Source organism: Furfurilactobacillus rossiae DSM 15814 (assembly GCF_000428925.1).
Classification (GTDB): domain Bacteria; phylum Bacillota; class Bacilli; order Lactobacillales; family Lactobacillaceae; genus Furfurilactobacillus; species Furfurilactobacillus rossiae.
The window spans coordinates 191796-218763 of sequence record NZ_KE386820.1 but is presented as its reverse complement, the minus strand read 5'-3'; the positions used below and the strand labels follow the sequence as shown (position 1 = coordinate 218763).

General features: G+C 38.1%; 19 protein-coding genes and 2 pseudogenes. 11 read left to right on the top strand and 10 right to left on the bottom strand.

The features are described from left to right. The 5 genes and pseudogenes from G400_RS0114105 to G400_RS0114085 all read right to left on the bottom strand — a co-directional run. Window positions 1-201, bottom strand: a pseudogene (locus tag G400_RS0114105) (IS5/IS1182 family transposase); the annotation flags it as partial. A gap of 185 nt (window positions 202-386) precedes the next feature. Further along, on the bottom strand, window positions 387-2384 hold the full coding sequence (locus tag G400_RS15560; protein ID WP_017262781.1) for a CHAP domain-containing protein: 1998 nt from the start codon (window positions 2382-2384) through the stop codon (window positions 387-389). Between the two features lie 205 nt (window positions 2385-2589). Further along, window positions 2590-4242 (bottom strand): M57 family metalloprotease, encoded by a 1653-nt coding sequence (locus tag G400_RS15965; RefSeq protein WP_017262780.1) that lies wholly within the window; start codon window positions 4240-4242, stop codon window positions 2590-2592. Window positions 4243-4587: 345 nt separating this feature from the next. Continuing rightward, window positions 4588-5265 carry a hypothetical protein gene (locus G400_RS0114090; protein ID WP_017262779.1) on the bottom strand — a complete coding sequence of 226 codons (678 nt, stop codon included), beginning with the start codon at window positions 5263-5265 and terminating at the stop codon, window positions 4588-4590. Window positions 5266-6160: 895 nt separating this feature from the next. Further along, complete coding sequence (locus G400_RS0114085) at window positions 6161-6754, bottom strand: GNAT family N-acetyltransferase (protein WP_026017223.1); 594 nt, start codon at window positions 6752-6754, stop codon at window positions 6161-6163. 286 nt (window positions 6755-7040) lie between these two features. Here G400_RS0114085 and G400_RS0114080 point away from each other — a divergent pair, with 286 nt between their 5' ends. The 4 genes from G400_RS0114080 to htpX all read left to right on the top strand — a co-directional run bounded on the left by G400_RS0114080 (window position 7041) and on the right by htpX (window position 9374). After that, window positions 7041-7370 (top strand): helix-turn-helix domain-containing protein, encoded by a 330-nt coding sequence (locus tag G400_RS0114080; protein WP_017262777.1) that lies wholly within the window; start codon window positions 7041-7043, stop codon window positions 7368-7370. A 4-nt stretch (window positions 7371-7374) separates the two neighbouring features. Further along, window positions 7375-7803, top strand: a complete 429-nt coding sequence (locus G400_RS15550) for an ImmA/IrrE family metallo-endopeptidase (RefSeq protein WP_017262776.1) — start codon at window positions 7375-7377, stop codon at window positions 7801-7803. A gap of 86 nt (window positions 7804-7889) precedes the next feature. Beyond that, window positions 7890-8453 (top strand): LemA family protein, encoded by a 564-nt coding sequence (locus tag G400_RS0114070; protein ID WP_017262775.1) that lies wholly within the window; start codon window positions 7890-7892, stop codon window positions 8451-8453. A gap of 18 nt (window positions 8454-8471) precedes the next feature. Then, on the top strand, window positions 8472-9374 hold the full coding sequence (gene htpX / locus G400_RS0114065; protein WP_017262774.1) for a zinc metalloprotease HtpX: 903 nt from the start codon (window positions 8472-8474) through the stop codon (window positions 9372-9374). A gap of 98 nt (window positions 9375-9472) precedes the next feature. Here htpX and G400_RS0114060 read toward each other — a convergent pair whose 3' ends face one another. Then, window positions 9473-10723: a CHAP domain-containing protein gene (locus G400_RS0114060; protein WP_017262773.1), complete on the bottom strand. Its 1251-nt coding sequence runs from the start codon at window positions 10721-10723 to the stop codon at window positions 9473-9475. Between the two features lie 32 nt (window positions 10724-10755). After that, on the bottom strand, window positions 10756-12450 hold the full coding sequence (locus G400_RS0114055) for a CotH kinase family protein (protein ID WP_017262772.1): 1695 nt from the start codon (window positions 12448-12450) through the stop codon (window positions 10756-10758). Between the two features lie 750 nt (window positions 12451-13200). Here G400_RS0114055 and G400_RS0114050 point away from each other — a divergent pair. Further along, window positions 13201-14448, top strand: a complete 1248-nt coding sequence (locus G400_RS0114050) for a hypothetical protein (RefSeq protein ID WP_017262771.1) — start codon at window positions 13201-13203, stop codon at window positions 14446-14448. Between the two features lie 81 nt (window positions 14449-14529). Beyond that, entirely contained in the window at window positions 14530-14973 is a 444-nt protein-coding gene (locus G400_RS0114045) for a hypothetical protein (protein ID WP_152323499.1), read from the top strand. A gap of 159 nt (window positions 14974-15132) precedes the next feature. On the opposite strand, the gene G400_RS0114040 is transcribed toward G400_RS0114045, so the two are convergent. Continuing rightward, window positions 15133-17082 carry a DUF6020 family protein gene (locus G400_RS0114040; RefSeq protein WP_017262769.1) on the bottom strand — a complete coding sequence of 650 codons (1950 nt, stop codon included), beginning with the start codon at window positions 17080-17082 and terminating at the stop codon, window positions 15133-15135. A 254-nt stretch (window positions 17083-17336) separates the two neighbouring features. Here G400_RS0114040 and G400_RS0114035 point away from each other — a divergent pair, with 254 nt between their 5' ends. The 5 genes and pseudogenes from G400_RS0114035 (at window position 17337) to G400_RS0114010 (ending at window position 24430) form a co-directional block, all read left to right on the top strand. Continuing rightward, the gene (locus tag G400_RS0114035; protein ID WP_017262768.1) at window positions 17337-18287 is read left to right on the top strand and encodes a glycosyltransferase family 2 protein; all 951 of its coding nucleotides are present in this window, start codon (window positions 17337-17339) and stop codon (window positions 18285-18287) included. A gap of 18 nt (window positions 18288-18305) precedes the next feature. After that, window positions 18306-20278 (top strand): annotated as a pseudogene (locus tag G400_RS16710) (DUF6020 family protein). A 54-nt stretch (window positions 20279-20332) separates the two neighbouring features. After that, complete coding sequence (locus G400_RS0114020; RefSeq protein ID WP_156647558.1) at window positions 20333-22285, top strand: DUF6020 family protein; 1953 nt, start codon at window positions 20333-20335, stop codon at window positions 22283-22285. A 577-nt stretch (window positions 22286-22862) separates the two neighbouring features. Then, window positions 22863-23537 carry a helix-turn-helix domain-containing protein gene (locus G400_RS0114015; protein ID WP_017262764.1) on the top strand — a complete coding sequence of 225 codons (675 nt, stop codon included), beginning with the start codon at window positions 22863-22865 and terminating at the stop codon, window positions 23535-23537. After that, window positions 23534-24430 (top strand): IS3 family transposase, encoded by an 897-nt coding sequence (locus G400_RS0114010; protein ID WP_017262763.1) that lies wholly within the window; start codon window positions 23534-23536, stop codon window positions 24428-24430. Before G400_RS0114015 ends, G400_RS0114010 begins: the two co-directional genes overlap by 4 nt. Before the next feature lie 136 nt (window positions 24431-24566). On the opposite strand, the gene G400_RS0114005 is transcribed toward G400_RS0114010, so the two are convergent. After that, a complete protein-coding gene (locus tag G400_RS0114005; protein ID WP_017262762.1) occupies window positions 24567-26147 on the bottom strand; it encodes a peptide chain release factor 3 in 1581 nt (526 codons plus the stop codon). A gap of 92 nt (window positions 26148-26239) precedes the next feature. Further along, on the bottom strand, window positions 26240-26968 hold a 729-nt coding region (locus G400_RS16415), incomplete at its 5' end, for a C40 family peptidase (RefSeq protein WP_191979393.1).

Here is a 26968-nt window from a genome sequence, read left to right as displayed (position 1 = left end):
CGTATACGCAAACAATAGAATCTTCATCATTAACCGTGGATCATAGGCTGGCCGCCCAGTGGCGGCAGTTGCGTTCATGACGTCTTTTAAAGGAATAGAGTCTACGAATCGGCTTAACACCGTGACCACATGATTTTCACTAGGCGTAAAATCTAAATTCACTGCCAAACTGGTTTGATTATTGTTATAATTCTTGTACATGGAGATAACCTCGCTTTCTAATTGTTTAGTCGCTGTTGGATGAGCAGAGAATTGTCTCTGTGCCTACATAATAGTACGAAAATAAGGTTCGAAATCAAAAAACGATTTCGAACCTTATTTTTTATTCAAGAGTTTTGTCCCAAACTCTTAAAATATTAGTATCATCCAATACTAATCACATATTTTTAAAAGTGAATGATGCCCGCAATTGAATTGTCAATCCATACATCACGTTCGTGAAAAGCAAGACCGCTGTAATTGCCTTCAATGATGTGAACTGAACCATTGGCGTTTAGACCGGTAATGTATACCACATGCCCATATCCGCTGTTCCAGTTAGCACCTTTATAACTAATAACAGCACCAACAGAAGGCGTCATATCAACCCGCAGCCCTTTAGCACGGGCGTTGCCTGCCCATTCAGCGCCGTTACCCAAATGTGTCCACTCTGATTGTGGTACGCCGGAAGCGGCTAAAGCCCCTGCGACAAATGACGTACATTGCCCTGGAATGTACGTTGGCTCATTGTTCCAGAAACCATTAATCCCACCATTCTTTGCAGTGTCATACGAAACAAAATATCGATCCGCTTTTTTCGTACCGATACCATTTCCATCGAAATGCCATTGAACACCGTTAATAGACATATCAGTGTTAGTGACTTTTAAATAGCTTGTAGGATCAAAGTAATACCAACTCCCCATATACTGATACAAACCGGTTACGATTTTTCCGTCCGGGCCAAACATATACCAGCAGTTTGGATAGCCCATGTCGTATGAATCTTTATGCATTTGGAAACCAGTTTTATCAAAAAAGTAGAAAGTGCCATCTATCTTTTGTAGACCACTTAAGAGTTTGCCATCAGCACCGGCATAGTAGGTGTTGTTCCAATAAGAAACCCAACTGTTGGTTTTCATGTTATACGTGTTATCTGAACCGAAGAAATAGTAGGCACCGTCTATCTTTTGAATACCTTGGACTGCACGTCCGTCAGATCCGAAATAGTAGGTTCCACCCCATTGGTTCTCAAAGGAGTTGCTAACGGTCATTCCGTTCCCATCAAGATAATAATATCCATTCGCCCATGGATAAATCGAGTTAGTAATTAAGTGCCCGTCTTTAACATCAAACATGCGCCAACCGTCACCATTGCTATAACCCTTTAAAATACCGTTGTCGCCATCACCATAATACCTTTGACCATCCTTGCTGATCCAACCATCAATTCGCGCCCCATTATCACCGAAGTAGTAGGTCTTATCATTCAGAGTAACAAAGGCATTTTTGCGTGCATCATAAGTATTATCATCACCAAAGTAATATTTTTTACCGTCAATTGTTTGTAATCCCTGCACAGCTCTGCCATCGGAGCCAAAGTAATAGATACCGCCCCATTCGCTTCGAAATGCATTATCAGTTCGTAAATATGTAACTGGATCAAAGTAATAATAGCCATTAGCCCATGGTTGAATTTGTGATTGTTTGATTCCATCTTTGAACATATACCAATTATCGCCATCTTGCTGATAGCCATTAGCCGGTTGTCCGTTGATATAAAACTTGTCATCTTGGGTGGACGCTAGAAAATCAAGGTTCTGGGCGGCCATAACCGATTTGGGTGAAGCAGACGATGCAAAGGTCGAATCATTGATAGTCTGATTAGGTTCAGCAATGTTCCCTTTGTTCGCTATCGCAGATGTGGCCGAGCCTGCAGATACTGCTTGAGTGGCAACCGATACATTTTTAGACTGACTTGATTCAGTGACGCTTTGTTTATTTGCAATCGAGGCTATACTTGTCGCCGCTGAAGCTGATGAAATGATGATTGACTCACTATTGGTATCAGATGGCTTGGATTCAGAAACAGCCTGAGTATTCGCAATAGAAGTTGCACTTGCCCCCACCGAAGTAGGTTGAACGGAACTTTCTTGTTGATTACTACTTTCAGTGGTAGCAGCACTTTTTACTGAATTACTTATAATATTTTGCTGCTGATCATTTGGTCCAACAGCCGAAATCGTCTGCGTTGTCTGTAATGCCTTTGTGCTTGAGGGGACGCCCTCACCATTAACACTGGCACTGACGTTTACACTGCCAAAGATTATCCCTACAGTTACAATTCCTGCTGTGACCCATATTTTCCCTGACTTATAAAGCTTAAACCTAACACTCTGATTCATCGTTACAGCTCCCCTTAGATGTATTTGTGAAAAATGCTACAATTCGATTTTAACTTATATATCAATATCGAACAAACTGTTTTTGCACAAATAAAGCTCGAGTTACCCCACAGAAAGGGTGCTCGAGCTTCATTTATTACTAGTGTTGAGTAAAATCTATAATTACTTTTAAATGTTCTGAAACAGATTTCAAACCATGATTTGATTACTTTGCAACCGGTGGGACAAATTCCCATTCATTTTCATACCCAGAACCATCATGACTGATGTTACTGTAAAGAATGGGATCCGCAGTGTCATAGTACATGTGCATTGAACGAACAAGGTTAACACCAGCAATATCATTCTGTGTGACTACGGATTGATCAGAGATGCTACCGCTTAGATTTGTTCCCCACATAAGATCACTTTCATTAGACCAACTCCAGCCATAATTTCCAGTGCCGGTTCCGAAGCCAGTATGATTTAAACCAATGGAATGCCCCAATTCATGCTCAAAAATATGCTCAATTTCATCTGAATTTGTATAATCATAACTACCGCCATTTGGTGCTGTCGTACGTTGTCCAATTAACCCAGTGTTAACAAACATTCGTCCTAAACTACCATATGTTCCCATTAGGTAATCGCTCGTTGTCAATTGAACATCAGAAATTTCGAGCTGAGTATCATGAGTTAAAGAACTCATTTTGACAAACACATTGGTCCCTAAAATTTGGTTCCAATGTTGTGCTGCTCGATCTAGTTCTGAAGAATACTTCGAGGATGAGTAATACGGAACCTGACCGTTGTGATTGTATGCGTTATATCCAAGTACTGCCGGGCTTGTCCCTGGATTTGTTTGATAACTCAGTCCACGACGGTCCACCCAGTACCAACTACCATTTAAATTGACATGTACATAGGTAATCGAATTGCCTTGATAATCTGTCACATTTTTATAGGCGTCAGCGTATACAATCGTACCGTTATAATTCTTAGTGCTGCCAGCCCATATCGAATCATCTGCTGTATTATATGGTGAATTTTTGTATAGTCCATCGTCTCTCAGAGGATTGACGGATTTTATTGCATAGAACAAATAATTGTTTGGTGCTGTCATTCCGTCCGTAGGCGAATACTTGACCATAGCATCTGAATGCCAGTATCCTGCGACACCATTGGCATCAAACGTAGTATCCCCAATTTTAGTAGATTTTACCATTTTGCCACTTGAATCGAAATAATAGGTTTTTCCATCGATATTTTGCCAGCCTGTTTGCATATGCCCACTGCCATCAAAATAATAGGTGTCTCCACCAATTATTTGTTTTCCTGTCAGCATATGTCCGTTGTCATCGAAGTAATACCAAGAACCACCAACCTGTTGCCAACCTTTGAGCATGTGACCCTGTTCATCGAAGTAAAACCAATTATCACCCAACTTTTGCCAGTTAGTTAACATGTGTCCTTGTGGGTTGAAGTAAAACCAGTTGTCTCCGAGCTTCTGCCAATTCGTTAACATGTGTCCTTGAGCATCAAAATAATACCAAGTTCCGCCGATCTGTTGCCAGTTAGTCTGCATATAACCGTTACTAGCAAAGTAATACCAGACTCCTCCGATTTCCTGCCAGCCAGTCTTCATCCAGCCGTTATTATCAAAGTAGTACCAAGGTCCGTTTATTTGGCGCCACCCTTGTGCAAACTTGCCGTTACCGTCGTCATACCACCAACCTTGTGAGCCAGTTTTCCAATCAGCACTGACCACAATTGGTTGAATCAGTCCCATTGGGGCAACTGTGCCGATGGCTAAACCGGCTAACCCTAGTGAAGAAGCCACGACTACTGTAGTTAGCAATGATCTACTTTTTCCACCCATAATATACTCCTCCATTACTCAATGACTTCAATTAATTTATATTATGCTATTATAATACATAATTATTATATATTTTCATTTATGCCGTATTTCGAATTTTAATTTCACAATTTCATTGTTTAATAGAACTATAAAAAGGGCCTGACATAAGTCCCACCAAAATAGCGCCGATGATCAGGATTCGAAAATTCTGATCATCGGCGCTATTTTGATTCTATCATATCTTTTGACATGACCAACAACAGATATGATAGAGCCGTCTAATAATTACGGGGTACTTCAAAGTTTAGTAATCAACCTTACAGTTCACTTTGCATCTGCGATATTGAACCTAATGTTCTTTATTTAAGGAATCGCACTCAACGCCTGGATTTGTACAACCATTTTTCGATTCAAATAGTGTGCCTCTAGCCGTTTCCTCTGTAGGCCCAAACATTTTTGAAGTTCTCTATTACATTCATAAGTCATAAAGCGATTTTCTAACAGTTCTCGTGCAATCAGCCTTACAGTTTCACACTCTTCACTTTTCAGCGTGCCTCGAACAAAAGAACACTGAAATTGAGTTGACTCCAAATATACAATGCTTTTATCCTTAAATTTCAAGAAAAAATAAAATTCCATTCTTCTAAGTTCTTGCAGTCCAAAGGATTCAGTATCTTTTTTCATTATCCACTTGTTTTTACAATCTGTTCGAAAATTATTTATGTATAGTCGTTCTAAATCTTCGATTCTTCTTTCATATTTATTTGAGGAATCCCACGAGTAAACGCTATTAGCCCATGCAAGAGTTTTAAAAGCTGATAAACAACGTCTAACCTTTAAAATCTCTGTCTGCGTAAATTGCTCATTTGGGCATTCAGTTACTGACACCAAGGCACGTTCCCAATCGGATTCTCCATCTATTTTCATATGTAGCGCAGTCTCTCTCTGCCGAATTTGATTTTTGTTATACCAAAAACCCAAAAGTGCTCCAGTCAGACTTACTGTCAAAGAGATCATTGCTGAAGAAAACAAGTTATTCATATGCTTTTTCCTTTATATTAAAATGTTATTATTTATTTCATTGCTAATTATAATATAATTTATATCATTACGTCACATAATATAACAAGCCCTTTTATCCATAGAAGCATTATTGTCACATTGAAATTGATTTTATGTTTTTCTACTTCCACGATCATCCCTAAATAGAATGACTTTATTAAATGTAAAAATAAATTTCACTTAACATATTCTGATCTTCCTTACAGTCGCTTCATATAAAATCGATTCACAATCTATGGCATATTTAATCATATACTTACTCAAAAACAGATCACGATACTACGTTTATGCGGATGAAGGCCGCTTTCGATGCATGATAATCGACTAAGGGCCTCTTTACAATCCACAAATTGCAGATTCAGCATTAATTTTCCTTTTATACTCGACAAATTCTTGCACGCGAATACTGTTCTTAAAGATCTTTGATTTTAATGAAATGAATAAAAAGAAAGAAGCAACATTGGCAAACCTACTAAGATTCAAGACCAATATGATCAGGAAGGTAAATTCAATTTTTATCAAGTTCCATCTGCCTGTACGTAAGATTTTGCCGCAAACACCAAGTCAGTATCACCGACTGCACTTTAAAAATTACACTAAAAACCGGCTCAGAGTAGCAAGATTAAAGAGATTTATGTCAACAAAAAATCGGCTGGACCTCAAAAATGCTATTTAATTCCAAAAATTCGAGAAAAGCATTCCAACGAAAAATTGACTAGAGGAAAACAACTATTGCTCTCCCCCAGCCAATTTATTTTGAATTATATTCCAAACTCTTATTTTTGCGTTCAACACGTCTCAAAGAGACTAATGAAAGCGCCAGTGCAATTCAACGCAGCACTCACTTTTCATACTATGCAAGTAATATAGACACCTATGCTTGTACTTTAGCAGGATGACCAATTAACCGTTGCATATGGAAATACCAGTGATCCCCAATTTTCTTAATGCCGACGGTTTTAAAACCATGTCGGTCATATAGTGCTTTTGCACCAGGATTTTCAAAGTCAACATTCAGTCCAACAACTGACTTATCATCTTCCGCTGCTTCTTCAGGAATTGCTTCAAGCAACTTTCCACCAATTCCCATTCCCTGGTATTTAGGGTCAACCACAATGGAGTCCAAGTACCATTCGTTCTTAAATGCTTCGTAATCTGAACCGAATGGATCATCTGCAAAGACATCACTAAAACTCGTTGCGTCTTCCAAAACTTGATCCACTTTTTGCTCATTTTCATCGGGATAACCAAATGCTACCCCTACTACTTGACCGTTGGCCTCGGCCACCACCGTTGTTGCGGCACCAGATAGATATGCTTCACTCTGGTACGCAGCGGTAATGGCCTTCAGGACGGCAGGGTCAGGAACGTCTTCTAATTCTTCCAGTTCCATTTCTTTGAAAATAATATTGATGAGGGGGGCTATCTGGCCAGCATCATCCTTTTGTGCTTCACGAATCGTTATGATAAAAATTCCTCCGTTTCTATATGTCAACATAATACATGAATGCCGTTATAAAGGCAAAAACGGAAACTAACTTCAAGCAAATTTAATTACTTATGCACTAGTCGATGTTAAGTTGAAGTCGTTCAAAATATTTCAATTATTATATTCAATATAAAAGTACTCAAAGTATCTGCGTTTGCTCACAAAGTTAGAATTTATAACTACCAGCTATATTAACCAGACTAACAGCCATCTTTGTATTATACTGAGTGTAATAAACTTACAATAAAGGGTAGGATTTTTGAACATGACACAGCTTACCGATAATATCGCCAAATTTGCCAAGCTTCGCGCAATGAGTTTGCAGGAAGTTGCACTCAAAGCAGGCCTCAGTAAAAACATTATTTACCGCTGGCGTCTACAAGGAGCCAACCCATCCCCTGCTTCCATTACAGCAATAGCTGATGCTTTACATGTTAAAAAGAGCGATTTGACTGGCGAAAAAGAATCTACGGAAGAAAAGCAAACCGTCGATTTAAAAGCACAGATAGCAGATCAGCAAGTAATTATGACCTATGAAGGTAAAGAGATCCCCAAAGAAGACCTTGAGCTTATTAAGCGAATTTTGCGAGGCTAAGACAATGTCTAATCAAACTGTATTAGAATATTTAAATCGCTTAGCAGCGGATAACCAGATTAAAATTTTCTGGTTAAACCAATTACATGAATTCACTACACCCGCCTGTGATACGCAGACAAGAAAAATCGTCATGAATCCGAATTGGCATAACGCTAACCAAATTCCATTTCAGCTAGCACATGAAATTGCCCATGTACTAATTAGTGACAACTCGGACAGAATTTTATATTTTTCATCAGCTGCAAATCATTCAAAAATAGAAATGGAAGCAAATAAGAAGGCCGTCGAATTGTTAATACCGGAATATTTGGAGTATGCGGATCCGGCTAATATAAATGCCAACGACTTTGTCGATCAGTTTTCAGTACCACATTTTTTATCTAATTTTGCTCAAGAAGTGCTCTCGAATTGTTCACGCAGTCAAGAATAGCTTAAACAAGCTTAATAATTGGTTTTCCCATCCTAACGTTTGATAAAATGGCACTAACAAATTTGCGACAGAAAAGGAGTTTACACATGATTGCAATTATCGTCATCATCGTTATTTTAGTTGTTCTTGGCATCATTTACGCCAGCTTATATAACGGACTGGTTCGTGCTCGCACTTACACTCAGGAATCTTGGAGCCAGATTGACGTTCAACTTAAACGTCGAAACGATCTGATTCCTAACTTAGTGGAAACTGTTAAGGGATACGGTCATTATGAACAGTCCACGCTAGAAAAAATAACCAGTCTGCGTAGTCAATTAATGGGTGTTCCCTCTGATGACCATCAAAAGGCTATGGAGGTCTCTAACCAGCTGAGTGATACCCTTAAAAGCATTTTGGCTGTTTCTGAAGCATATCCAGACCTTAAAGCTAACGAAGAATACAGCAAGTTAATGGAAGAACTAAGCAATACAGAAAACAAAATTGCTTACTCACGCCAGCTGTACAATTCAAGTGCCGCTAGTTTGAACATGAAACTTCAAACATTTCCTAGCAACATGGTCGCTAATTTTCATCACTTCACACCTGCAGACTATCTACAGGTTCCTGAAGAAGAAAAATCAGCTCCAAAAGTATCTTTTGATAACTAAAACTAAGGAGACGCAAAGTTGCTCTACGAACAAATTCGACAAAACAAACGCCGAACCGTTTACGTGCTAATTGGCTTTGTATCACTCGTTCTCGCAATTGGAGCGGCAATCGGCTATGTGTTCTTTAATAGTAGCGTTACTGGCTTATTAATGGCTTTAGTCATCGCAGTTGTCTATTCAGCTATCATGATTGGTAATTCAACAAATGTTGTAATGAGCATGAATCATGGTCATGAAATCACCAGTGCTGACAAAGCCCCCGAGCTCTGGCATATTGTTGAAGACATGGCATTAGTGGCTCGCGTCCCAATGCCGCGAGTGTTCATTATCGATGATCCTAGTCCCAACGCTTTCGCCACGGGCAACGATCCACAGCACGCTGCAGTTGCCGCAACCAGTGGCATAATTGAAATGCTGAATCGTGAAGAACTTGAAGGTGTGATCGGCCATGAAATGTCGCACGTTCGCAACTACGACATTCGCCTACAAACTATCGCCCTTGCCTTGTCAGCTGCTATTAGCTTATTAGTAAATATTGGTATGAACTCGTTTTGGTGGGGCGGTGGACGGCGAGACCGTGATGACGATGATAACGGTGGTGGTTACCTGCAAATCATCATGTTCATTGTATCTATTCTGTTAGTCGTGCTTGGCCCCCTTGCCGCTTCCATTGCTCAGATGGCTTTATCACGTAATCGTGAGTATTTAGCCGACGCCGGTAGTGTTGAACTCACCAGGAACCCTCAAGGACTTATCTCCGCATTACAGAAGATTTCTGGTGGCAAGCCAATGCAGGCGGCGAATCCAAGTAGTGCATCACTATACATTTCCGATCCGTTTAAAAATAAACGCTCATTTGCCCATCTGTTTGATACACACCCACCAATTGACGAACGGATTGCAAGATTAGAAAATATGTAAATGAAATAGCTTCCGGCTTACCCCTCAAGGTTAGTCCGGAAGCTATTTTAATTGTCATTACAATCAAATTAAGCTAACGGTAGCGCATATTAGTAAGACTAAAAGTGAATGATTCCTGCAACCGCGTTATCCATCCAAACATCACGCTCATGAAAGGCCATTCCACTGAAATTTCCTTCGATAATATGAAATGAACCATTACTGTTAACGCGAGTAATAAATGCAACATGTCCAAATCCTGGTGTATAAGTTGGCGGAACACCATTGAATGAAACGACCGCACCGGCGACTGGAGTACGATCCACTCGAATACCGCGTTTAGCAGCGTTGCTAGCCCAATCCTCACCGTTTCCTAGCCATTCAAACTTATTGGCAGGAATGCCTTGTGCTGCCAATATCCCCGCAACAAATCCAGTGCATTGACCGGCGGGATAACTCCATCCTCCATTGTTAAATCCGTTAATGCCGGCCTGACTTGCATTATTTGGGACAGCAGTACCAACAATACTGCCCTTACCATCATTATCAAAATGCCAAGTTTGACCATTAATTACTTCATCTGTGTTAGTTTCCTTAGTGTACCCATTGGGATTGAAATAATACCAAGAACCCATCCATTGATATAGGCCTGTGACGATCTTACCATCGGGGCCAAACATGTACCACCATGGCTGATCTGGAAAGCCTTGAACATATACATTGTCCATGCGTCGACCCTGATCATCAAAATGATACCAACTGCCCGAAAATTTGTAAGTCGTATTTTGAATTAAATGACCGTCATTTTCATCAAACATTCGCCAGGCACCATCAACATACTGCCATCCTTTTTCAATGCCATAGTCGTTATTTCCATAATATTTTCGCCCATCAACTGTAAACCAACCATCAGAACGATTGCCCCCTTTGTCAAAATAAAACGTATTACCGGCCCAGTTGTAAAACTGATTCGTGATTTGGCGGCCATCAGGGCCAAACATATACTTCCAAGGATGATCTGGAAATCCCTGAATATAAACATTATCCATTCGACGGCCTTCATTATCAAAACGGTACCAACTACCTGAAAAATAATAACAAGTATTTTGAATTAGATGTCCATCATTTTCGTCAAACATTCGTGATGCACCATCTGCGTATTGCCATCCCTTTAACAGGTTTCCATTATCATCATAGTAGAATCGTTGTCCATTACGAGTCACCCACCCACGACTGGCATCAGCATGCACCACTGTGGTCATTAATTGAGGAATTACGCCATTTTTTAATTGCGGTGAAGAAACTAATCCAATTGTTAATGTAGAAGCGACAATCAAAACCTGCCCGAGATACTTAATTGTGTGTTTCATTTTAAAAACCTCCTGTTTGGTCATGCTAAAAGCTAATTACTGGTGTACTTACCCAATGTTGGCGAAAAATTAATCTGTGGTTGTGTCATAATGGCATGACCATCACATCCAGCAAAATATGCGAACCTTACGTAGGCCGTTCCTTCAGGAATTGAAACATGTTCAGCCTTTAATCTTTGCAACTGATCTAATACATTTATATCCGCCCAAACTGCGGAGTAACCAATTTCCTTTAAATTAGTATCTAAGAACCGTACAGATACATTAAATGAGTCTCGACCAGGCACGAGCTTTTCACCAGAGTAAATATAAATATTGCCCGCAAAGGAAATTTCAGGATTATTTGGTGCGGCGGTAGTTAACCATATTGGCTTACTTTGTATAGATGGCCATGTAACCTCGGTTAACGATTGATCATCATAACTTGCACCAGCACTGCCATGTCCGATAGAAGAAGGCCAAAGTGTTCGATGAAAACTACCAAACACATCCCAATCGCTCGTATCATACATAAAATCGGAATTCTTGACATAGTTTGGAATAGCCCCAACTTCTCCGCCAGCAAACTTCTCTTCAACTTGCTGATCCACAACCTTTAAGCGATGGTAAATAGCCGATTGCAATTGAGTAAAGTCCGTCAATGCAGCACTAGGAATCGAAGGCCATAATTTTAAATCAGTCTCATAGTTTTCTTCACCGACGCTAAACATAAAGTTCCGGAAAAGCTCAATAATATGATCCTCTCTTAACGTAGTTTGACGAAGAAAATGATAGCGCTCCAATACCTTTTCAGGGTTGGCCGCAAAGATCATTTGTAATAAGCGATTGCTTTGAAAGTCAAATAAATTTTGATTGATATTTTGCAGGGACTTCCCGTCCCACTGTAGTTGCCAACTTGTATCAAGATCATAAGGGACCATCATCCATTTTTTAGCATCATAGGTGACGTACATGGCATTTTTGACGTTCATGTCGGTGTCTTGAATGACATTTGAAAAAAGGCCGAAATCAATAACTGAATCAACATCAATATAATTTTTCTGTTGATTCTGAATGTCATAAATGTTGCTTTGATGAGCCCATTTCATCAAACTTTCAAAGCTATTTTTAAGAGTAGGTGTAATTTCGTCCGGATATTCAACTGTAAAATCTGATCCGTCGAACTTGGCTTCATCTTTTAAAAAGCGGGTTTCATCTACCCATTGAGCTGCTTCAACTGCCCCTTGAAGGTTTGATCCTTTATTCATATTGAAAAGAACATCGTCCTTGCCAGTATTAAACGTGTAAACACCAGCGTCATTATCATTAATTTTCAATTTAATTGGGAACCCCTGAATCTCAGAAAAGTTCGTCGCACTAACCAGTTCAGCATTTACGTTAGGTCGAGTAGCAGCCATTTCTGAGAACAGTTTTGCATTAATAATATTTCGAGCATGAGTCACGTCAATAAAGTTTGCCTTCAAGTTAAACGTATTATTCGTTGTCCAATCAGGTCGTACTTTAAACGATAATTTTTGTTTGCAGTCCACATCAGTGTAAGCCTTAAATTTGTAATTCTTTTTAATAAGACCGGTGGAGCTGTCACCTTGCCATTTTGTTTTTGCATAGCCTTCGATTGTTCGTCCGTTTAATTCAAACGTAAAAGCTAGTACTTTTGACACGTCATGGCTCATACCTGATGTATCACCCGTTAATGTCATTTGTGGAATTTTAATTTCATTAATCATATTATTTACTCCTATTTTATACTCAGTATTAAAAACATGTAAAAATATCCGGCCAGATATCATGTTCTATATTAAGAACATCATTATAATAATACTCATAATTATTGTAGTCAACAATTTAATTCTCAAAAATGTAGTTGCGTTTGATCATATTAAAAACATCATTACCTGTACCTGACCAAATCTCACCCAAAATTGAGATGTGATCCTACTTTTGGAGAGGACACTTCAATTAACGGATCCAACACCTTGGCCATTTTCGTAAAAAACTCTCGGCTCACAATCTCTATCAATACAAGTCCGATGATGCATGTTTTTCATTTAAAAATTATCGGCGTTGATCTTACCGCGTTTAAGAGTTTGATTTGAACTATAAGTTCAATAGCGCATACTTTAAAATTCATTCGCTCTTCAATAGCTTTGAAACTTTTTACTATTCGTACTATCTAAAAATACACTAAGTCTTAGAATGGTATACAAAAATAGCAAACAGATAACACCTGTCGAATTTCTATTCAAAAAGGCTACTCAAAACATGATTGCTCTTTACACAACAAGATATATTTTGATTTATCTTGACGATAATATTATTTCTGGATTAAAGTATAAATACGTCTGTAGTTTTAAAAAAACTATATTACCTTTAAAACAAGTTTTCGTATTGAATATGCCATCGAAAATCTTGTTTCAAGATTATCCTTACTTAATAATTCGATATTTATCTAATCAGCAAAACTATTAGGAGTCCAGATGACAAAACTACATGTTAAAAATATAACGGCAACTAGGCTTGTGATTTTCGCTATTTTCTTAATTTTACCTTTGATAATTTTCAATACGGTTCTGACAACTCCAATTAAACTACCGACTGATGCATATTATCATCTATCTAGAATATCCAATCTGAGCGGAAACAGCCTGGCTTTTCTCTATCCCCAAAATTTTCAAACCTTAGGTCAATTTGGAGTGGCAACAAACATCTTTTACCCAGCCGCATCTTTCCAGCTCTTGATGTTTTTTTTGCCTCATTTGGGTATCATCACCACTTATAAATTACTCATATTTCTAAATATTGAATTGTTACTCTTCTCTACATATTTCACCGTTAGCTTTGCGAAAGTCAAAAATGAATTCTATAAGGCCACTTTTTCAATTCTTTTTACGCTTTCCATCAGCATTAGTACGGGCTTTATAGCGCTCGGAGAGTCTTTGGCATTTGTGGGCATTCCTTGGCTAACACTTGGATTGTGGCTATTGAACAATCCTCAAAAGAATAAAAAGGCAAGTTGCTTTTTTATTACATTGGGCTTAAGCATTCCCGCCTTTTCTCACCTGATGACCTTTCTATTTTTATCAATTTTTACGCTTATCTATTTTTTAATTCTTTTAATAAAGACTTCTAATAAAATAGCTGTAGCTCGAATTGGAATTTTCAGTGCGTTAACTTCACTTTTCTCCTGTTTAGGTTCAATCATCCCTATCTTCGTCATCAACCATTTAAACAACGTCAAACCCCCAGTAGTCGATTTACGTCAGTTTGAAACCAGTTTCATCTCAGCAAACAAATTTTTTAGCTTTTCGGACAACCTCGATTCATTCGCTATTGTATTCATAGTTATAATATTCTTCTTCCTGAAAATTCGCCCACAACTGGGATCAATAATGGGAATTGTAATGACCTTATTAGGCACTGATCTCTTTTCGTGGTCACAATTGATGAAACATTCCGCCTTGCAAACGATGCAAATGCCTGCACGTTTGTTTCGACCGGGATTAGGAATTACCCTTATGTTTTGTTTTTTTAGTTTGGCTTTATCTAATAACAAGCTATCCAAAAGCTGGTTTAAATCCACCTTGACAATTTTATTAATGTTTTTAACCATTAACACAACTTCCGCTATCAGAAGTAACTTATTTCCTGACATAAAAGAAAACGGCAAGTTTGAAGTGATGACACAAAACATTGTCAATATGGGGGTCACTCAACATATCGGTTAAGGCGTAACATCTTTGGGCTCTGTTAACGATAGAATTACCCAGTATCAACCCTTTTGGTATTTGCAGTTGTACACAGATTACATGCCAACAGATGCATTAATTAAAAATTCAAAAAAAGAAAGAACTCTTAGTACGGATCCAAAAGAACAGTTATTGCCAAATCATCAACTTTCTGATGCAAATAAGCACTTGCATGGAACAGCACAATTTCACGCACAGTTAAAGTCACTCGATTTTAGAACAGTTGACAAAATTCCATCAGGTCAACTAGTATTACCAACTCTGGGCTATCGTGGCCTCAAGGTCGATGTTTATGTGAACGGCGTAAGACACTCTCCGAAGGTAACGCAGGGAAAACTAGCAATTGATAATAGGCATTCAATAAGCCCTAATTCCTTGATCGTTATTAGGCAACACATTCCTCTTTTCTCAGCAATTTCGCTTTTAATATCTTTGATTACCTTTCTCTGTCTTATTTTTTTGGCCTTTCCGTTTACGCTCCAATTGTTTAAACTTAATAATTAAACAATCATTATTGGCACTTCAAAGCACAAAAAGATTCTATTTTCTCCAGATTGCTGGAAAAATAGAATCTTTTTTAATTGTGACTTTTTTCGACCTACCTGCACCAAACAAAACTGAATGCACCGTCTATTTACATAACTTGTAAAAATGCTAAAACATTCATTTATGTTCTGATGAATCATCGTTGACTATCTGACTGGAAAACAAGCTACACACAAATAGCGCGGGAACAATAACCATCAAAGCAAAATAATAACGCAACCCTCCGTCGACCGGTCCTATAAACGGAACCAAAAACATTCCTACGCCCATGAAAATCACGGGCAGAAAACCCCATATTTTTTTAAAAATCAAAGATGTAGCTAATACTAAAAATGCAAATCCCCAAAATGCAGCGTTAAATAAAATGCTAATACCTGGCCAAGTCACCATGAAATTCAATAAATCATTATAGCCTGGCTCCAAGACTCCCTTGCCATTAGCTAATTTATAGTCCTTCGTCATTGAAGTTCTTTCATAGGCAACGGTCACTGGCCCATTCCAAATAAGATAATTGGGCGCATTCAGCGGAAAAATAAAGTGTCCACTTTCAGCCCACCAGGCCTCCAAATATAATTTTTTGTTTTTTAGACCTATCGACAGCCAGTTTTTTAAAAAGGTATTTTTTTCCGAAACTATGGGTTGCCTATGAAATTCTTTGCTACGCTCAGCATAATTACCTTTAAAACGCCACATTGGCCATCTAATTTTATTTTTTACGCTATCGTAATAGTCAGGCTTATATGCCCTAGGCAACTCTTGAAACTTAATTATTTTGTTTAATTCCTTGTACTCCTGTTTTGATATGGAGGAAGGATTATCTCTCGCCACTCTAGCAATTTGCTGCATTGGAATTGCTAAAGTTTCCCCTGGTTCAGACGGAAGAACACCACATAATGGCAACGCGACTTTTAGCCAAATAATTATTAAAACAACCGCACTACCGAGGCTTCCAATGAACAATAGTCTATTCTTTTTTGACATTAGCAGGCAACCAATCAGTGCTAAGAAAACATAGAGAAAGCCATCATTTCTTGTTAGCCCAACACTCAAAGCGGAAATTCCTAACCACAAAAAATTTAATTTGTGTTGTGAAGCATTGGCAGGTTTAAGCGTCAAATTTAGCATCGCTGCTAAGAAAAACGCGACTGTAGCAATGAAATAACCGGTTTTATCAAAAGTGACGGCCCAAAAGGAAAAGATTGGAAAAAGAGCAAAGAAAGCAAATAAGTATCTTGCAGGTCTATAACCAACTTTATTTCTAATAACCGTAACTAGGCTAGCCAACGACAGGCACATTAAAACACTCTCTAAAATTGTGTTTATTAAAACACCAACGCTGAACGAGTGAAACAGGCTCATTCCGATTTTTATACAGAACCCTAAAATCAAAGTAACTAAATACGGATGATGGTTTGTTAAATAAAAATGTAAATGATTTATAGTGGGTTGATAAAAATATTGATTAATTTGATCAAAGCCATCCCATCCAACTACACCGGGAAAATACAACACAAACGTTGGTAACCAAATAAGCACCATCAATCCAAAGATTTTTAACCAATAATATTTGCTTTTCTTCTCATTTACACCGGAATTCTCATTTTGGTTTGTTTTAATCGGCTTGTTCAATAAAGTCAAAATCAAATTAAAAAAAGTACGAAGAACAAAAAACAGTGCAATGCCATACCAAACTGAAAATGCTAAATTTGCAGAGTCGCCCCAAATCAGTGTTAAGTTGTTTCTCGCCGAGAACGAATTACCTAACAAAAAAGCAATTGCATATACCGCTCCAAGAATGTTCGCCCAAACCAACTGCCAGCGACTGCTTATCGTCTGCCGGCTTAAGTATCTCTTTACACTTAGCCAAACTAAAAAGAGGAGTATCGCAAATAACTGGTTAAAAGATGAACTGTTTAGGCGATAGCTTAGAATTTGAACAGTAACGTTAATGTTATGTAATGGTACCCTGTTTGCATTCGGAAAACCAATACTGATACCAACTAGTATCAACACATTAGCTATCCAAACACAAAATTGCCTCAGTACAAAATAGGCTCTGTCTTTCATTTATCTAATTACCCCTCTAAAAGGCAGTCACGCATGTGTGTGTCAACCCTATTTTTATTGTCTTTTGAAAAAGAAACCATTTTTTTATTTTACCATAATTAGTATTCTGTAATTTAAGGATTCATTTAATATCTCGTTACATATCTGTAACGCTCCATAACATTACCTCAAAACATTATTTTGTCAAAGGTTTAAGGCAAACAGTGTGATATTATTAAGTGTATTTAGACGAAAATCTTGGGAGGACCTACATTTTGGACAAATTAGCTATCTTAATTCCGTGCTACAACGAAGGAAAAACTATTAGGAAGGTTGTTACAGACTGTCTTGCTAGCTGTAAAGGCATTCCAAACACATCCGTTTATGTGTATGACAATAATTCAACAGACAACACCGTTTCCGAAGCAAAGATTGCTGGCGCAATAGTTCGTCATGAATTTCAACAGGGAAAAGGAAATGTTATTCGCCGTATGTTCCGAGACATCAACGCTGAAAGTTATATTATGATTGATGGTGACGATACTTATCCGGCTGATGAAATTCCAGCAATGGTTAATGAAGTTTTGGAGAAAAATGTTGACATGGTCGTTGGTGACCGTTTATCGTCAAGCTATTTTGAAGAAAATAAACGTCCTTTCCATAATATTGGAAATGTTGTTGTCAGAAAAAGTATTAACTTTTTCTTTAAAAACGACATCAAAGACATTATGACTGGATACCGTGCGTTTAGTTATCAATTTGTTAAATCATATCCTGTTCTATCGCAAGGCTTTGAAATTGAAACCGAAATGAGTATCTTAGCTATCGAAAACAATATGCATATCGAAAATCATGTTATAGAATATCGTGATCGACCAGCTGATAGTTTTTCAAAATTGAATACTTATTCCGACGGTCTCAAGGTTTTACGGAGAATCATATCTTTATTTAAGGATTATAGACCATTACACTTTTTTGGACTAATTTCCCTTCTATTAATTTTAATTGCTGCTGGCTTGTTTTTTCCAAATGTTTGGATCCCTTATCTGCATACCGGACTAGTACCGAAAATGCCAACGTTAGTAGTTTGTGGCTTTTTATTAATCACCGGTATTATTTTGTTTTCTAGCGGTTTGATTCTAGATTCTATCGTAAAAAAAGAAAAACGTGAATTCGAATTTCGGTTAATTCAAATTCACAATTCCTTCGAAGATCAAATTAGATAAAAAGTTGGAGTGTCTACAATGCAATATAAAAAAATAAACATTCATCTGTTCTCACTGATACTTTTGTCAGTTTTTGTCAGTTGGGGAATTTGTTTGCACTTTGATTCTCTAGCAAATAATACGAGCTTAGATTTTTTTACTCGACTCAACAGTCTGCTACCCAACAATGAAAACACTTTACTTGTTGCCTTAGGTAGTGTTGGTACGTTTTTTCTCTTGAAAATCGCTTTTCAAACTACCATATCTCTCAAGTTCGGGTTAATCGATGGTACATTGGCATTTTTTCTTTCCTTCTTCACCGTTATTGGGGGCTTCTTCCAAGCGAATCCTCCGTCGTCAAATCTATCAGTGTCTAATCTGTCAATCCTTTTTGGAATCGTCAAAATCATTGCTTTAACAACTTTGCTAACCAGTACGTTTATAAGCATTACAAGCTCACAAATAGTTAGGCAGTTCCATCATACGGTAAACAAAAAAAGGAATCCGTATTTCATAATTTCAATAATTATACTTTTAGCTTGGATTCCTTATATGATTATACTTTTCCCAGGAACCGGATCATGGGACACGGTAAATCAAATTGCCGAATTTTTTGGAACACACGTACACAATGCTTATCCGACCAGTTATTATCTTCTACAAAGTGGTATGAGTACCTTAAGTGACCATCACCCTGTGTTCCTTACTTTATTTTTTGGCGGTGCAGTAAAATTAGGCTTGGCACTGGGCAACCCCCTTTTGGGCATTTTTTTTCTTTCGCTATTTCAATGTTTATACGCAATTGGAATCTGTGTTTTTTCTATCCATGTGTTCAGAAGAATGGGCATGACAGCACACACTGAGAAAGTGCTGATTATTTTCTACGCATTTTCCCCAGTCTTCCCTCTTTATTCACTTTTTGTTGTAAAGAACACCCTGTATGGCATTACCATCTTTTGGTTTTGTCTATTACTTTTACAGTTTGTGCAAAATTCTGACGAAACGTCACACAGTATTTCTTGGATTCTACAAGTAATTGTGAATTTGTTGCTTCAAACCATTACAGTTAAATACGGTCTTATTGTCGCAAGTTTGACCAGCATTGTACTGCTACTTTCCTTTCGAAAAAAGTTTATTCGCCTGTTTGCTATTCTTGCTATTCCGTTAATAATCTTCCACGTTGGCTATTCAACAACCTTAAAATTATTAAATGTTACTCCTGGAGATCCCGTTGAATCGTATGCATTACCCTTTCAACAAACGGCTCGGTTCGTAAAAAATCATCCAAACGACGTAACAAAAAAGGAAAAAAGGTTTTAAACAGGGTCTTTTATTACGATAGGATTGCCAAGTCCTATAATCCTGACATAGCTGATCCTATCAAATCAAGTGGTGTTGTGGTGCCAGAAACAGATCAACCCGTGCAAGATAAAATTGTCTATCGTTACCAAACGGTTACTAAAAAGGACCTAGTAGAATATCGGAAAGTTTGGCTTCAACAATTATTTAGACATCCGGGAACATACATCATTGCAACGCTTAACGGCATCTACAGATACTTCGATCTCGACACTCATAATGGTGTAGGATTTGGAGTTACTGCTGCTTATCCTATTAATATTCAGCAAAATTCTCTACGTTTTAAAAACAACGGAACTGTTTTTAAAATTTCCGCTTTTCATCCGACTTCTTCCCTTAAATACATTCTGGTCACAATGTTAACTATAATCAACACTGTACCTTTCCTAAATTTATTTTTACTAGGTGCCTTTTATATTGTTCTTGTGTTACTGATTTCAGTCAATTTGCTATTTACAAAGGACAGAGTCAATGTGGTTGTGCTTTCCCCATTACTCATTCAAATTCTTGTTGATTCCGTTTCTCCAGTGAATGGCAGTCAACGCTACATGTACCCATTAATTTTTAGCGCTTCTATTATCTTTTTTGCCCTCATTAAATTGAGAAAAAATTTAGCCACTGATCAAGATTCAAAAGATAATACTCTTAATTAAAGTGAGGTGTTCAGTATTTATAATCAACTTCCAGCACATCATTCTCTCCCTAGAATGATGTGGCAATTAATAAAACTAGGCATTGGCCTATTCACTGCAATAGGCGTCTTGGTTTCTCTAGTTCCACTCAATGTCGTAATAACGAATAACCTGAACTCCCCCGCAGGTAGGTTTGCGTACACTTTTTTACAACATTCCATGCAAACTTCACTGCAATCCATGATTACGTCAGTTGCCATAATTTGTTTCATGTACTGGTCGCTTGATAAACGCCCTGCCAGTCAACTGAGACTGTATGGCGGCATCTTATCTTTTATTATTGGGTTCTTTACTACCATGGGATTCTTTTTTTCGAGCTTTAATAATCTACCTCTAGCTGAAGCACATTCGACTATAATTCTGGTAATCGGCTTTTTAAAGGCAATATCAATAAGTTCACTGCTCTTTCAGCTGTTTAAAATACCATACTTCGTGAAATGGCATTTCCAGACAATAAGTGCTACTGAACTTCAATTGACTAAACCACGTATATTCATTGGAGTAACTTTGTTTATCATTTTATGTTGGTCTGCTTACCTTTTTGTTTTGTATCCTGGCACTATGTCTTGGGATACCCTTAATCAATTAGCTGAGTTCTTCGGTAAACATGTAACAAACATTTATCCAACCGGACATTATCTACTTCATGCTGGCCAGTCTACAATTTCTGACCATCATCCTTACGTTAGCACGCTTATTTATGGTAGCGTTGTGAAATTGGCTGTTTACTGTGGCTCTGCCAAGTTGGGATTGTTTACCCTCTCTTTGCTTCAAACCATTTTTTCGGCGTCAGTGCTCACATATTCAATTTTAATTCTACAAAAATTACAATTTCGCACTAGGTGGTTGGTAGCAAGCATTTTATTTTATGCGCTCTTTCCACTCTTTCCGCTATACAGTATCTTCGTTGTTAAAAACACGGTCTATTCTATTAGTGTCCTTTGGTTCTCTTTACTGATTATACACGCTATGCTAAACAAGAGCTTATGGTCGACCCCATGGTGGATTATTAGTATAATTCTCAGTCTATCCATTCAAATTTTTAACATAAAATATGGCTTCTACGTGGCGCTTGTTGCCAGCATATCCGTTCTTTTTACCTTTAAAACGCAAGGAAAACGCATTTTCGCTATCTTCTTTGTTCCAATTCTCTTATTTCAATCCTCCTATATGATTGGACGTACTATACTCCATATCATTCCTGGAGATCCGGTTGAAATGTATTCCATCCCCTTTCAGCAAACAGCACGTTATCTTCGGACGTATCCAAACGATGTGACGGTCCAAGAGAGAAAAACATTGAATCGCATGTTTGACGTCTCAAACATGAAAAAACTTTATAATCCCAATACCTCAGATCCCTTAAAATCCGGTGGTGGTGGCGTACCAACTGTTTACCGATACAAGAGTGCAAATGCCCAAGATTTGAAGGAATACCGCAAAGTTTGGTTGCACATGTTTTTGAAACACCCTGGGATCTATTTTGCGGCCTTCTTCAACCAAACCTATCAGTATCTCAGTTTAGACAGCCGCCCTTCCTTAACCGTCAAAGATTTAGCAACTGATGATTTCCCCTTAAATTTACCAATGCATTCCCCAAAACAATATGAATTTACGACAAATGGGAAAAGGTTTACATTTAATTACACTACTCGGAAACAACATGGTAGAAACATAATCATTATTTTTTGCAATCTTTTACTAAGTTTACCAATCATCAGTATATTATTTAGAGGAACCACCTTCTTTATTGCCAGCTTAATATTATTAATGTACGTCCTAGCGGAACATAGGTATCGCTGGATAGCGGCATTATCGGTGATTTGGATGCAAATTCCTTTCTGTTTGTTATCACCAGTCAATGGAAGTCAGCGCTATATGTATCCGTTTTTATTTTCAGGTTTGCTAATCATTGCTTCCCTGATAACTATCTTTTCAAAAAGACATCATGCGTCATCTATCGTCTAAAGTAGTCTGTAATTTCTTCCCGAGAACAATCATTTTTTTGCGTTTCAAACATCGGATAAATTGCAGATTTTCAACTAATCAATTTAGCAATGAAAACACCTAAATGCTGTAACAAATATACCTGATTTGTAAACTTTACATGATGCCTCTACTATTTCATTAAAAGTCATTACTATTCTTAACTAATGTAAAAAGGAGAGCATCAGAATTTTGTAAAAAATAAATACTAAATGAAAACATCTGATTCTAAGCATCATTGACTTATTCATAATATGTCTGACTATAATTTATTCATACTTTGTATCACATCATATCGTTGCCACAGCAGATTGGTCCTTTCATGCCAATAGAATACAAGAAATTTATTCAAATCTTCAAAGTGGTCACCTTTTTATTTCAGCCAGTTACTCAGAAGGCGTAGGGGCAGCAAGTTTTCTTTTTTATCCTACCTTTTTCTTTTACCCCTGGACATTTAAAAAAACGTTTCTTAACCCCGTTACTACATTTGCGATAATCCCTCTGTGGTTGTCAGATGAAATAATATAATTCATCTGACAGTTACGGAGGGATTTTTCGTATGCCCAGAACTAAATATACAGCTCCAGAAAAGCTGGCCATTCTGACTGAATATCAGCAATCTGACTTGTCTATGACAGCAACGGCCAAACAGTACAATATTGGCGTGACAACGCTTAAACAATGGCGTGACAAATACAAACGTGATGGTTTAGAGGGATTAAAAGAGTCTCGCAAAAACAATCATTATTCTAAATGCCTTAAACAGATGGTCGTAGAAGCTTATCTAGCTGGTGAAGGCACATTACAATCACTGACAATGAAGTTTGATTTGCGTTCTAAGACACAACTGCAAGACTGGGTTTCACTGTATAATGGGGAAAAACCTTTAACGGCCTCGCCGTTTAGAAAGCAGGTCCCCACTATGAGTCGCAAAACGACATTTGATGAACGAATTGAAATCGTTGAATACGTGACCAAAGATAACCATTCATACACCGAGGCGGCTGCTCACTTTGGCGTGAGCTATCAACAAGCCCGTTCTTGGGTGCTCAAGGTAAGGGCCGGTGGTTATGAGGCTTTGGTTGATAATCGCGGACATCATAAGGAACTTAGTGAATTAACAGACCTAGATAAAGCCAACCGGCGGATTCGCGAATTAGAAGACCAACTTAAAGATCAAGAACTGAAGGATGCATTCGTAAAAAAATTGCTGGAACTTCAGCACAAGGAGTGAATGAACAACATCGACTGGCTTATCGTGCAATCAAGGAAGTCAGTTATCAGCATCACGGTGGCATTACAAAACTCTTAGCCATCATCGGAGTCAGCCGACAGGCTTATAACAAGAGTTTTAAGCGTGTTGAAACAGAGTGGGAAAAACAAGATCGATTGCTTAAACAGCGCGTCCAGTATTGGTTTGATTTTCATTATCAAGGGATTGGTGCGGGTAACCTATTAATTAACCTCGAACAAGATGAAAAGATCACCTTTGTGGTGACTCTAAAACAAGTTCGTCGCGTGATGCGAGCACTGAATATTCGATGCCAGATACGAACGAAGAAACATAATCGAATTAAACAAGCAGAGCAATATACGCAGGATAATCTTCTTGATCAGGAGTTTACTGTTGAGCAACCCAATCAAGTTTGGTTATCTGATTCAACGGAAGTCACTTATGGGGTTTATGGTGAGAACAAAGTCAGATTCAGTGGTGTATTAGACCTCTATGGCCGGCGTTTAATGGCTTATCACCTAAGTCCAACAGAGACCAGTAAAGCTGAAATTGCGGTTTTCCAACGAGCATTTGACGCCGTGGGTGAAGACGTTCATCCGATGATTCACACTGATCGAGGTTCTGCCTACACTTCTAATGAATTTAATGACTTTCTGGAACCATTCAAAGTCACCAGAAGTATGTCACGACCAGGCACACCGTACGATAACGCACCAATGGAGCGATGGTGGAACGAGTTCAAACTACGCCGGCTAGCACGTCACGCGCGTCCTAAAACGTATGAGGAACTGATTCAATTAATCGAAGCAGGTATCGAGTACTTCAATCACCAGAATCGTTCGGCACAAAGAAACGGCCTCACTCCAGATGAATACTGGAATGAAGCCGCTTAGAGAATACCAAAACTTTATATTATTTCATCTGTCAACTTGACAGGGCACAGTGCAGATATCATTTTACCAACCATCACGGACGCTTCCCTATACGGGCATTTGCTAAGTGCTTACTCCATGGCTTTACTCAAAGGTATTAAAGTCTTGAAGTAAGTTTTACATCTGGATATTTCTGAGCAAACCAGTTTTCCGCAAATCTGTTTTCAAATAAAAACAGTGGCTGGTCGTTTCTATCCTTGACCAACATGTTACGACTGGATGCCGCACTTTCATCCAGCTGTTCTGGATCCACCCATCTTGCAATTTTTGTTCCCAAGGATGTCATAATAACATCCGAGTTATATTCATTCTTCATTCTAAACTGAAAAACTTCTAACTGCAGTTGTCCAACTACCCCTAAAATATAATCATTTGATGAGTATGAACGAAAAAGCTGTATTGCACCTTCTTGTACTAATTGTTCTATTCCCTTATGAAATGATTTTTGCTTCATCACGTTTTTGGCTGTCACTTGTACAAATATTTCCGGAGTGAATTGAGGTAACTTTTCAAATTGCAGCTTATCTTTGCCCTCATAGATAGTATCGCCAATTTGAAAGTTTCCCGTATCATATAATCCAATAATGTCTCCAGAAACAGCGGTTTGTACACTTTCTCTATCTTCCGCCATAAACTGCGTTGAATTATTTAGACGTAACCGTCTTTGTGTGCGATTCAGAGTCACATCCATGCCTCGCCTAAATTCACCCGAGCAAAGACGCACAAATGCGATTCGATCACGATGATTAGCATTCATATTTGCTTGAATTTTAAACACAAAACCTGACATTCTGTCATCATTTGACCTTACAATTTGATTGTCATCAGTCCTATGATCTGCTGGCGTTGGAGCATATTTCAAATAGGTTTCTAAAAAATCTTCGACACCAAAATTTGCCAATGCTGATCCAAAAAATACTGGTGTTAGATCTCCGGTCATAATTTTGTCTATTTCAAGCTTATTACCTGCTGACTTGATAAGCTCAACTTCATCCAAGGTATCTTTCCAAATACTGTCCTTCTTTAGATCAGAATCATCCTCAATATCACCTGAGTCGTTTAATTGTATATACGTTTCCTTTTTATCCCCAGAACGATTATAAAGAGCAACACGATTGTTATAAATATCATATAGCCCCTTAAGCCCTTTTCCCATCCCAATAGGCCAGTTCATAGGACACGTTTCAATGTTCAATGTATCCTCAATTTCAGATAATAAATCCATTGGTTCGCGTCCATCGCGATCTAATTTATTAATAAATGTAAAAATCGGAATGCCTCTCATCTTACATATTTTAAACAATTTCCTTGTCTGTGGTTCAATTCCCTTTGCTGAGTCAATAACCATCACTGCAGAATCTACAGCCATTAGAGTTCTATATGTGTCTTCTGAAAAGTCTTCGTGCCCGGGTGTGTCTAAGATGTTAATGCGTTTCCCTTCATAATCGAATTGCATCACGGAGCTTGTTACTGAAATCCCCCTCTGCTTTTCGATTTCCATCCAATCTGAAGTAGCATATTTACCAGTTTTCCTTCCCTTAACACTACCTGCTTCTCTAATTACTTTACTAAGTAGTAACATTTGCTCGGTTATTGTAGTTTTTCCGGCATCCGGATGAGAAATGATCGCAAAAGTTCGCCTCTTATTTATTTCTTCTGTTAACGTTGTCTCTTTCATATGAACCCCAATCATCTTTTATTTACTTTACAAGTTATTTTAAAGCAAAATTACAAAAAGAGGAACCTAATCAGGCCCCTCCTTCTATTTTTTTATAATACGCGTGTTGCAAAATCAGGAGTCCATCCATTTAATGATGTGACATGTACAGTTGCACCAGGATAAGGCGCCTCTATCATCTGCCAATTACCAATGTAAACTGCAACGTGATATGAATCACCCACGGAGCCCCAGAAAAGCAAATCACCAGTTCGTAAGTTATTTAATCCCACATGATAGCCAACCCGCTCCTGTTGAGTAGTAACCCTCGGTAAAGAAATTCCAGCTGCGGCATAAGCATATTGTACTAATCCAGAACAATCAAATGCGCTTGGCCCACTTGCACCCCATACATACGGTTTACCAATTTCTGAATATAAAGTCTTTATGAGCGTGCTAATTGCTTCGGGAGAGTCGTTTATCGCACCATTCGAATCAGTACCATACGTCAATCCGTTAATATTGACACTGCCAACAACTCGATTACCATTTGAATCAAAATAGTATTTTTTATTGTTAATCATCACAAAACTATTTTTCTTAATTTGATAGGTAACAGGATCAAAATACTGCCATCCACTATTCGTGTTAACGAGTCCTCTACCAATTGAACCATCGTTGGTAAAATAAAACCACGAACCATTATTTTGACGATAATCATTTTTTATGATTTGGTAGGTTCCATAATCGTAAAAATTCCAAGTGTTTGACCGTGGCACCCACGTTAGTCCTTGGGCAATTCCGCCATCGGGCTTAAAGTAAAACCAAGAATTATTGTTTTC

Coding starts and splice junctions, on each gene's coding strand:
- G400_RS0114015 (WP_017262764.1), top strand. CDS start 22,863: ATGCCCAGAACTAAATATACAGCTCCAGAAAAGCTGGCCATTCTGACT.
- G400_RS0114080 (WP_017262777.1), top strand. CDS start 7,041: ATGACACAGCTTACCGATAATATCGCCAAATTTGCCAAGCTTCGCGCA.
- G400_RS0114090 (WP_017262779.1), bottom strand. CDS start 5,265: ATGAATAACTTGTTTTCTTCAGCAATGATCTCTTTGACAGTAAGTCTG.
- G400_RS0114045 (WP_152323499.1), top strand. CDS start 14,530: ATGCCAACAGATGCATTAATTAAAAATTCAAAAAAAGAAAGAACTCTT.
- G400_RS0114055 (WP_017262772.1), bottom strand. CDS start 12,450: ATGATTAATGAAATTAAAATTCCACAAATGACATTAACGGGTGATACA.
- G400_RS15965 (WP_017262780.1), bottom strand. CDS start 4,242: ATGGGTGGAAAAAGTAGATCATTGCTAACTACAGTAGTCGTGGCTTCT.
- G400_RS0114040 (WP_017262769.1), bottom strand. CDS start 17,082: ATGAAAGACAGAGCCTATTTTGTACTGAGGCAATTTTGTGTTTGGATA.
- G400_RS0114060 (WP_017262773.1), bottom strand. CDS start 10,723: ATGAAACACACAATTAAGTATCTCGGGCAGGTTTTGATTGTCGCTTCT.
- G400_RS15550 (WP_017262776.1), top strand. CDS start 7,375: ATGTCTAATCAAACTGTATTAGAATATTTAAATCGCTTAGCAGCGGAT.
- G400_RS0114020 (WP_156647558.1), top strand. CDS start 20,333: ATGATGTGGCAATTAATAAAACTAGGCATTGGCCTATTCACTGCAATA.
- G400_RS15560 (WP_017262781.1), bottom strand. CDS start 2,384: ATGAATCAGAGTGTTAGGTTTAAGCTTTATAAGTCAGGGAAAATATGG.
- G400_RS0114070 (WP_017262775.1), top strand. CDS start 7,890: ATGATTGCAATTATCGTCATCATCGTTATTTTAGTTGTTCTTGGCATC.
- G400_RS0114005 (WP_017262762.1), bottom strand. CDS start 26,147: ATGAAAGAGACAACGTTAACAGAAGAAATAAATAAGAGGCGAACTTTT.
- G400_RS0114050 (WP_017262771.1), top strand. CDS start 13,201: ATGACAAAACTACATGTTAAAAATATAACGGCAACTAGGCTTGTGATT.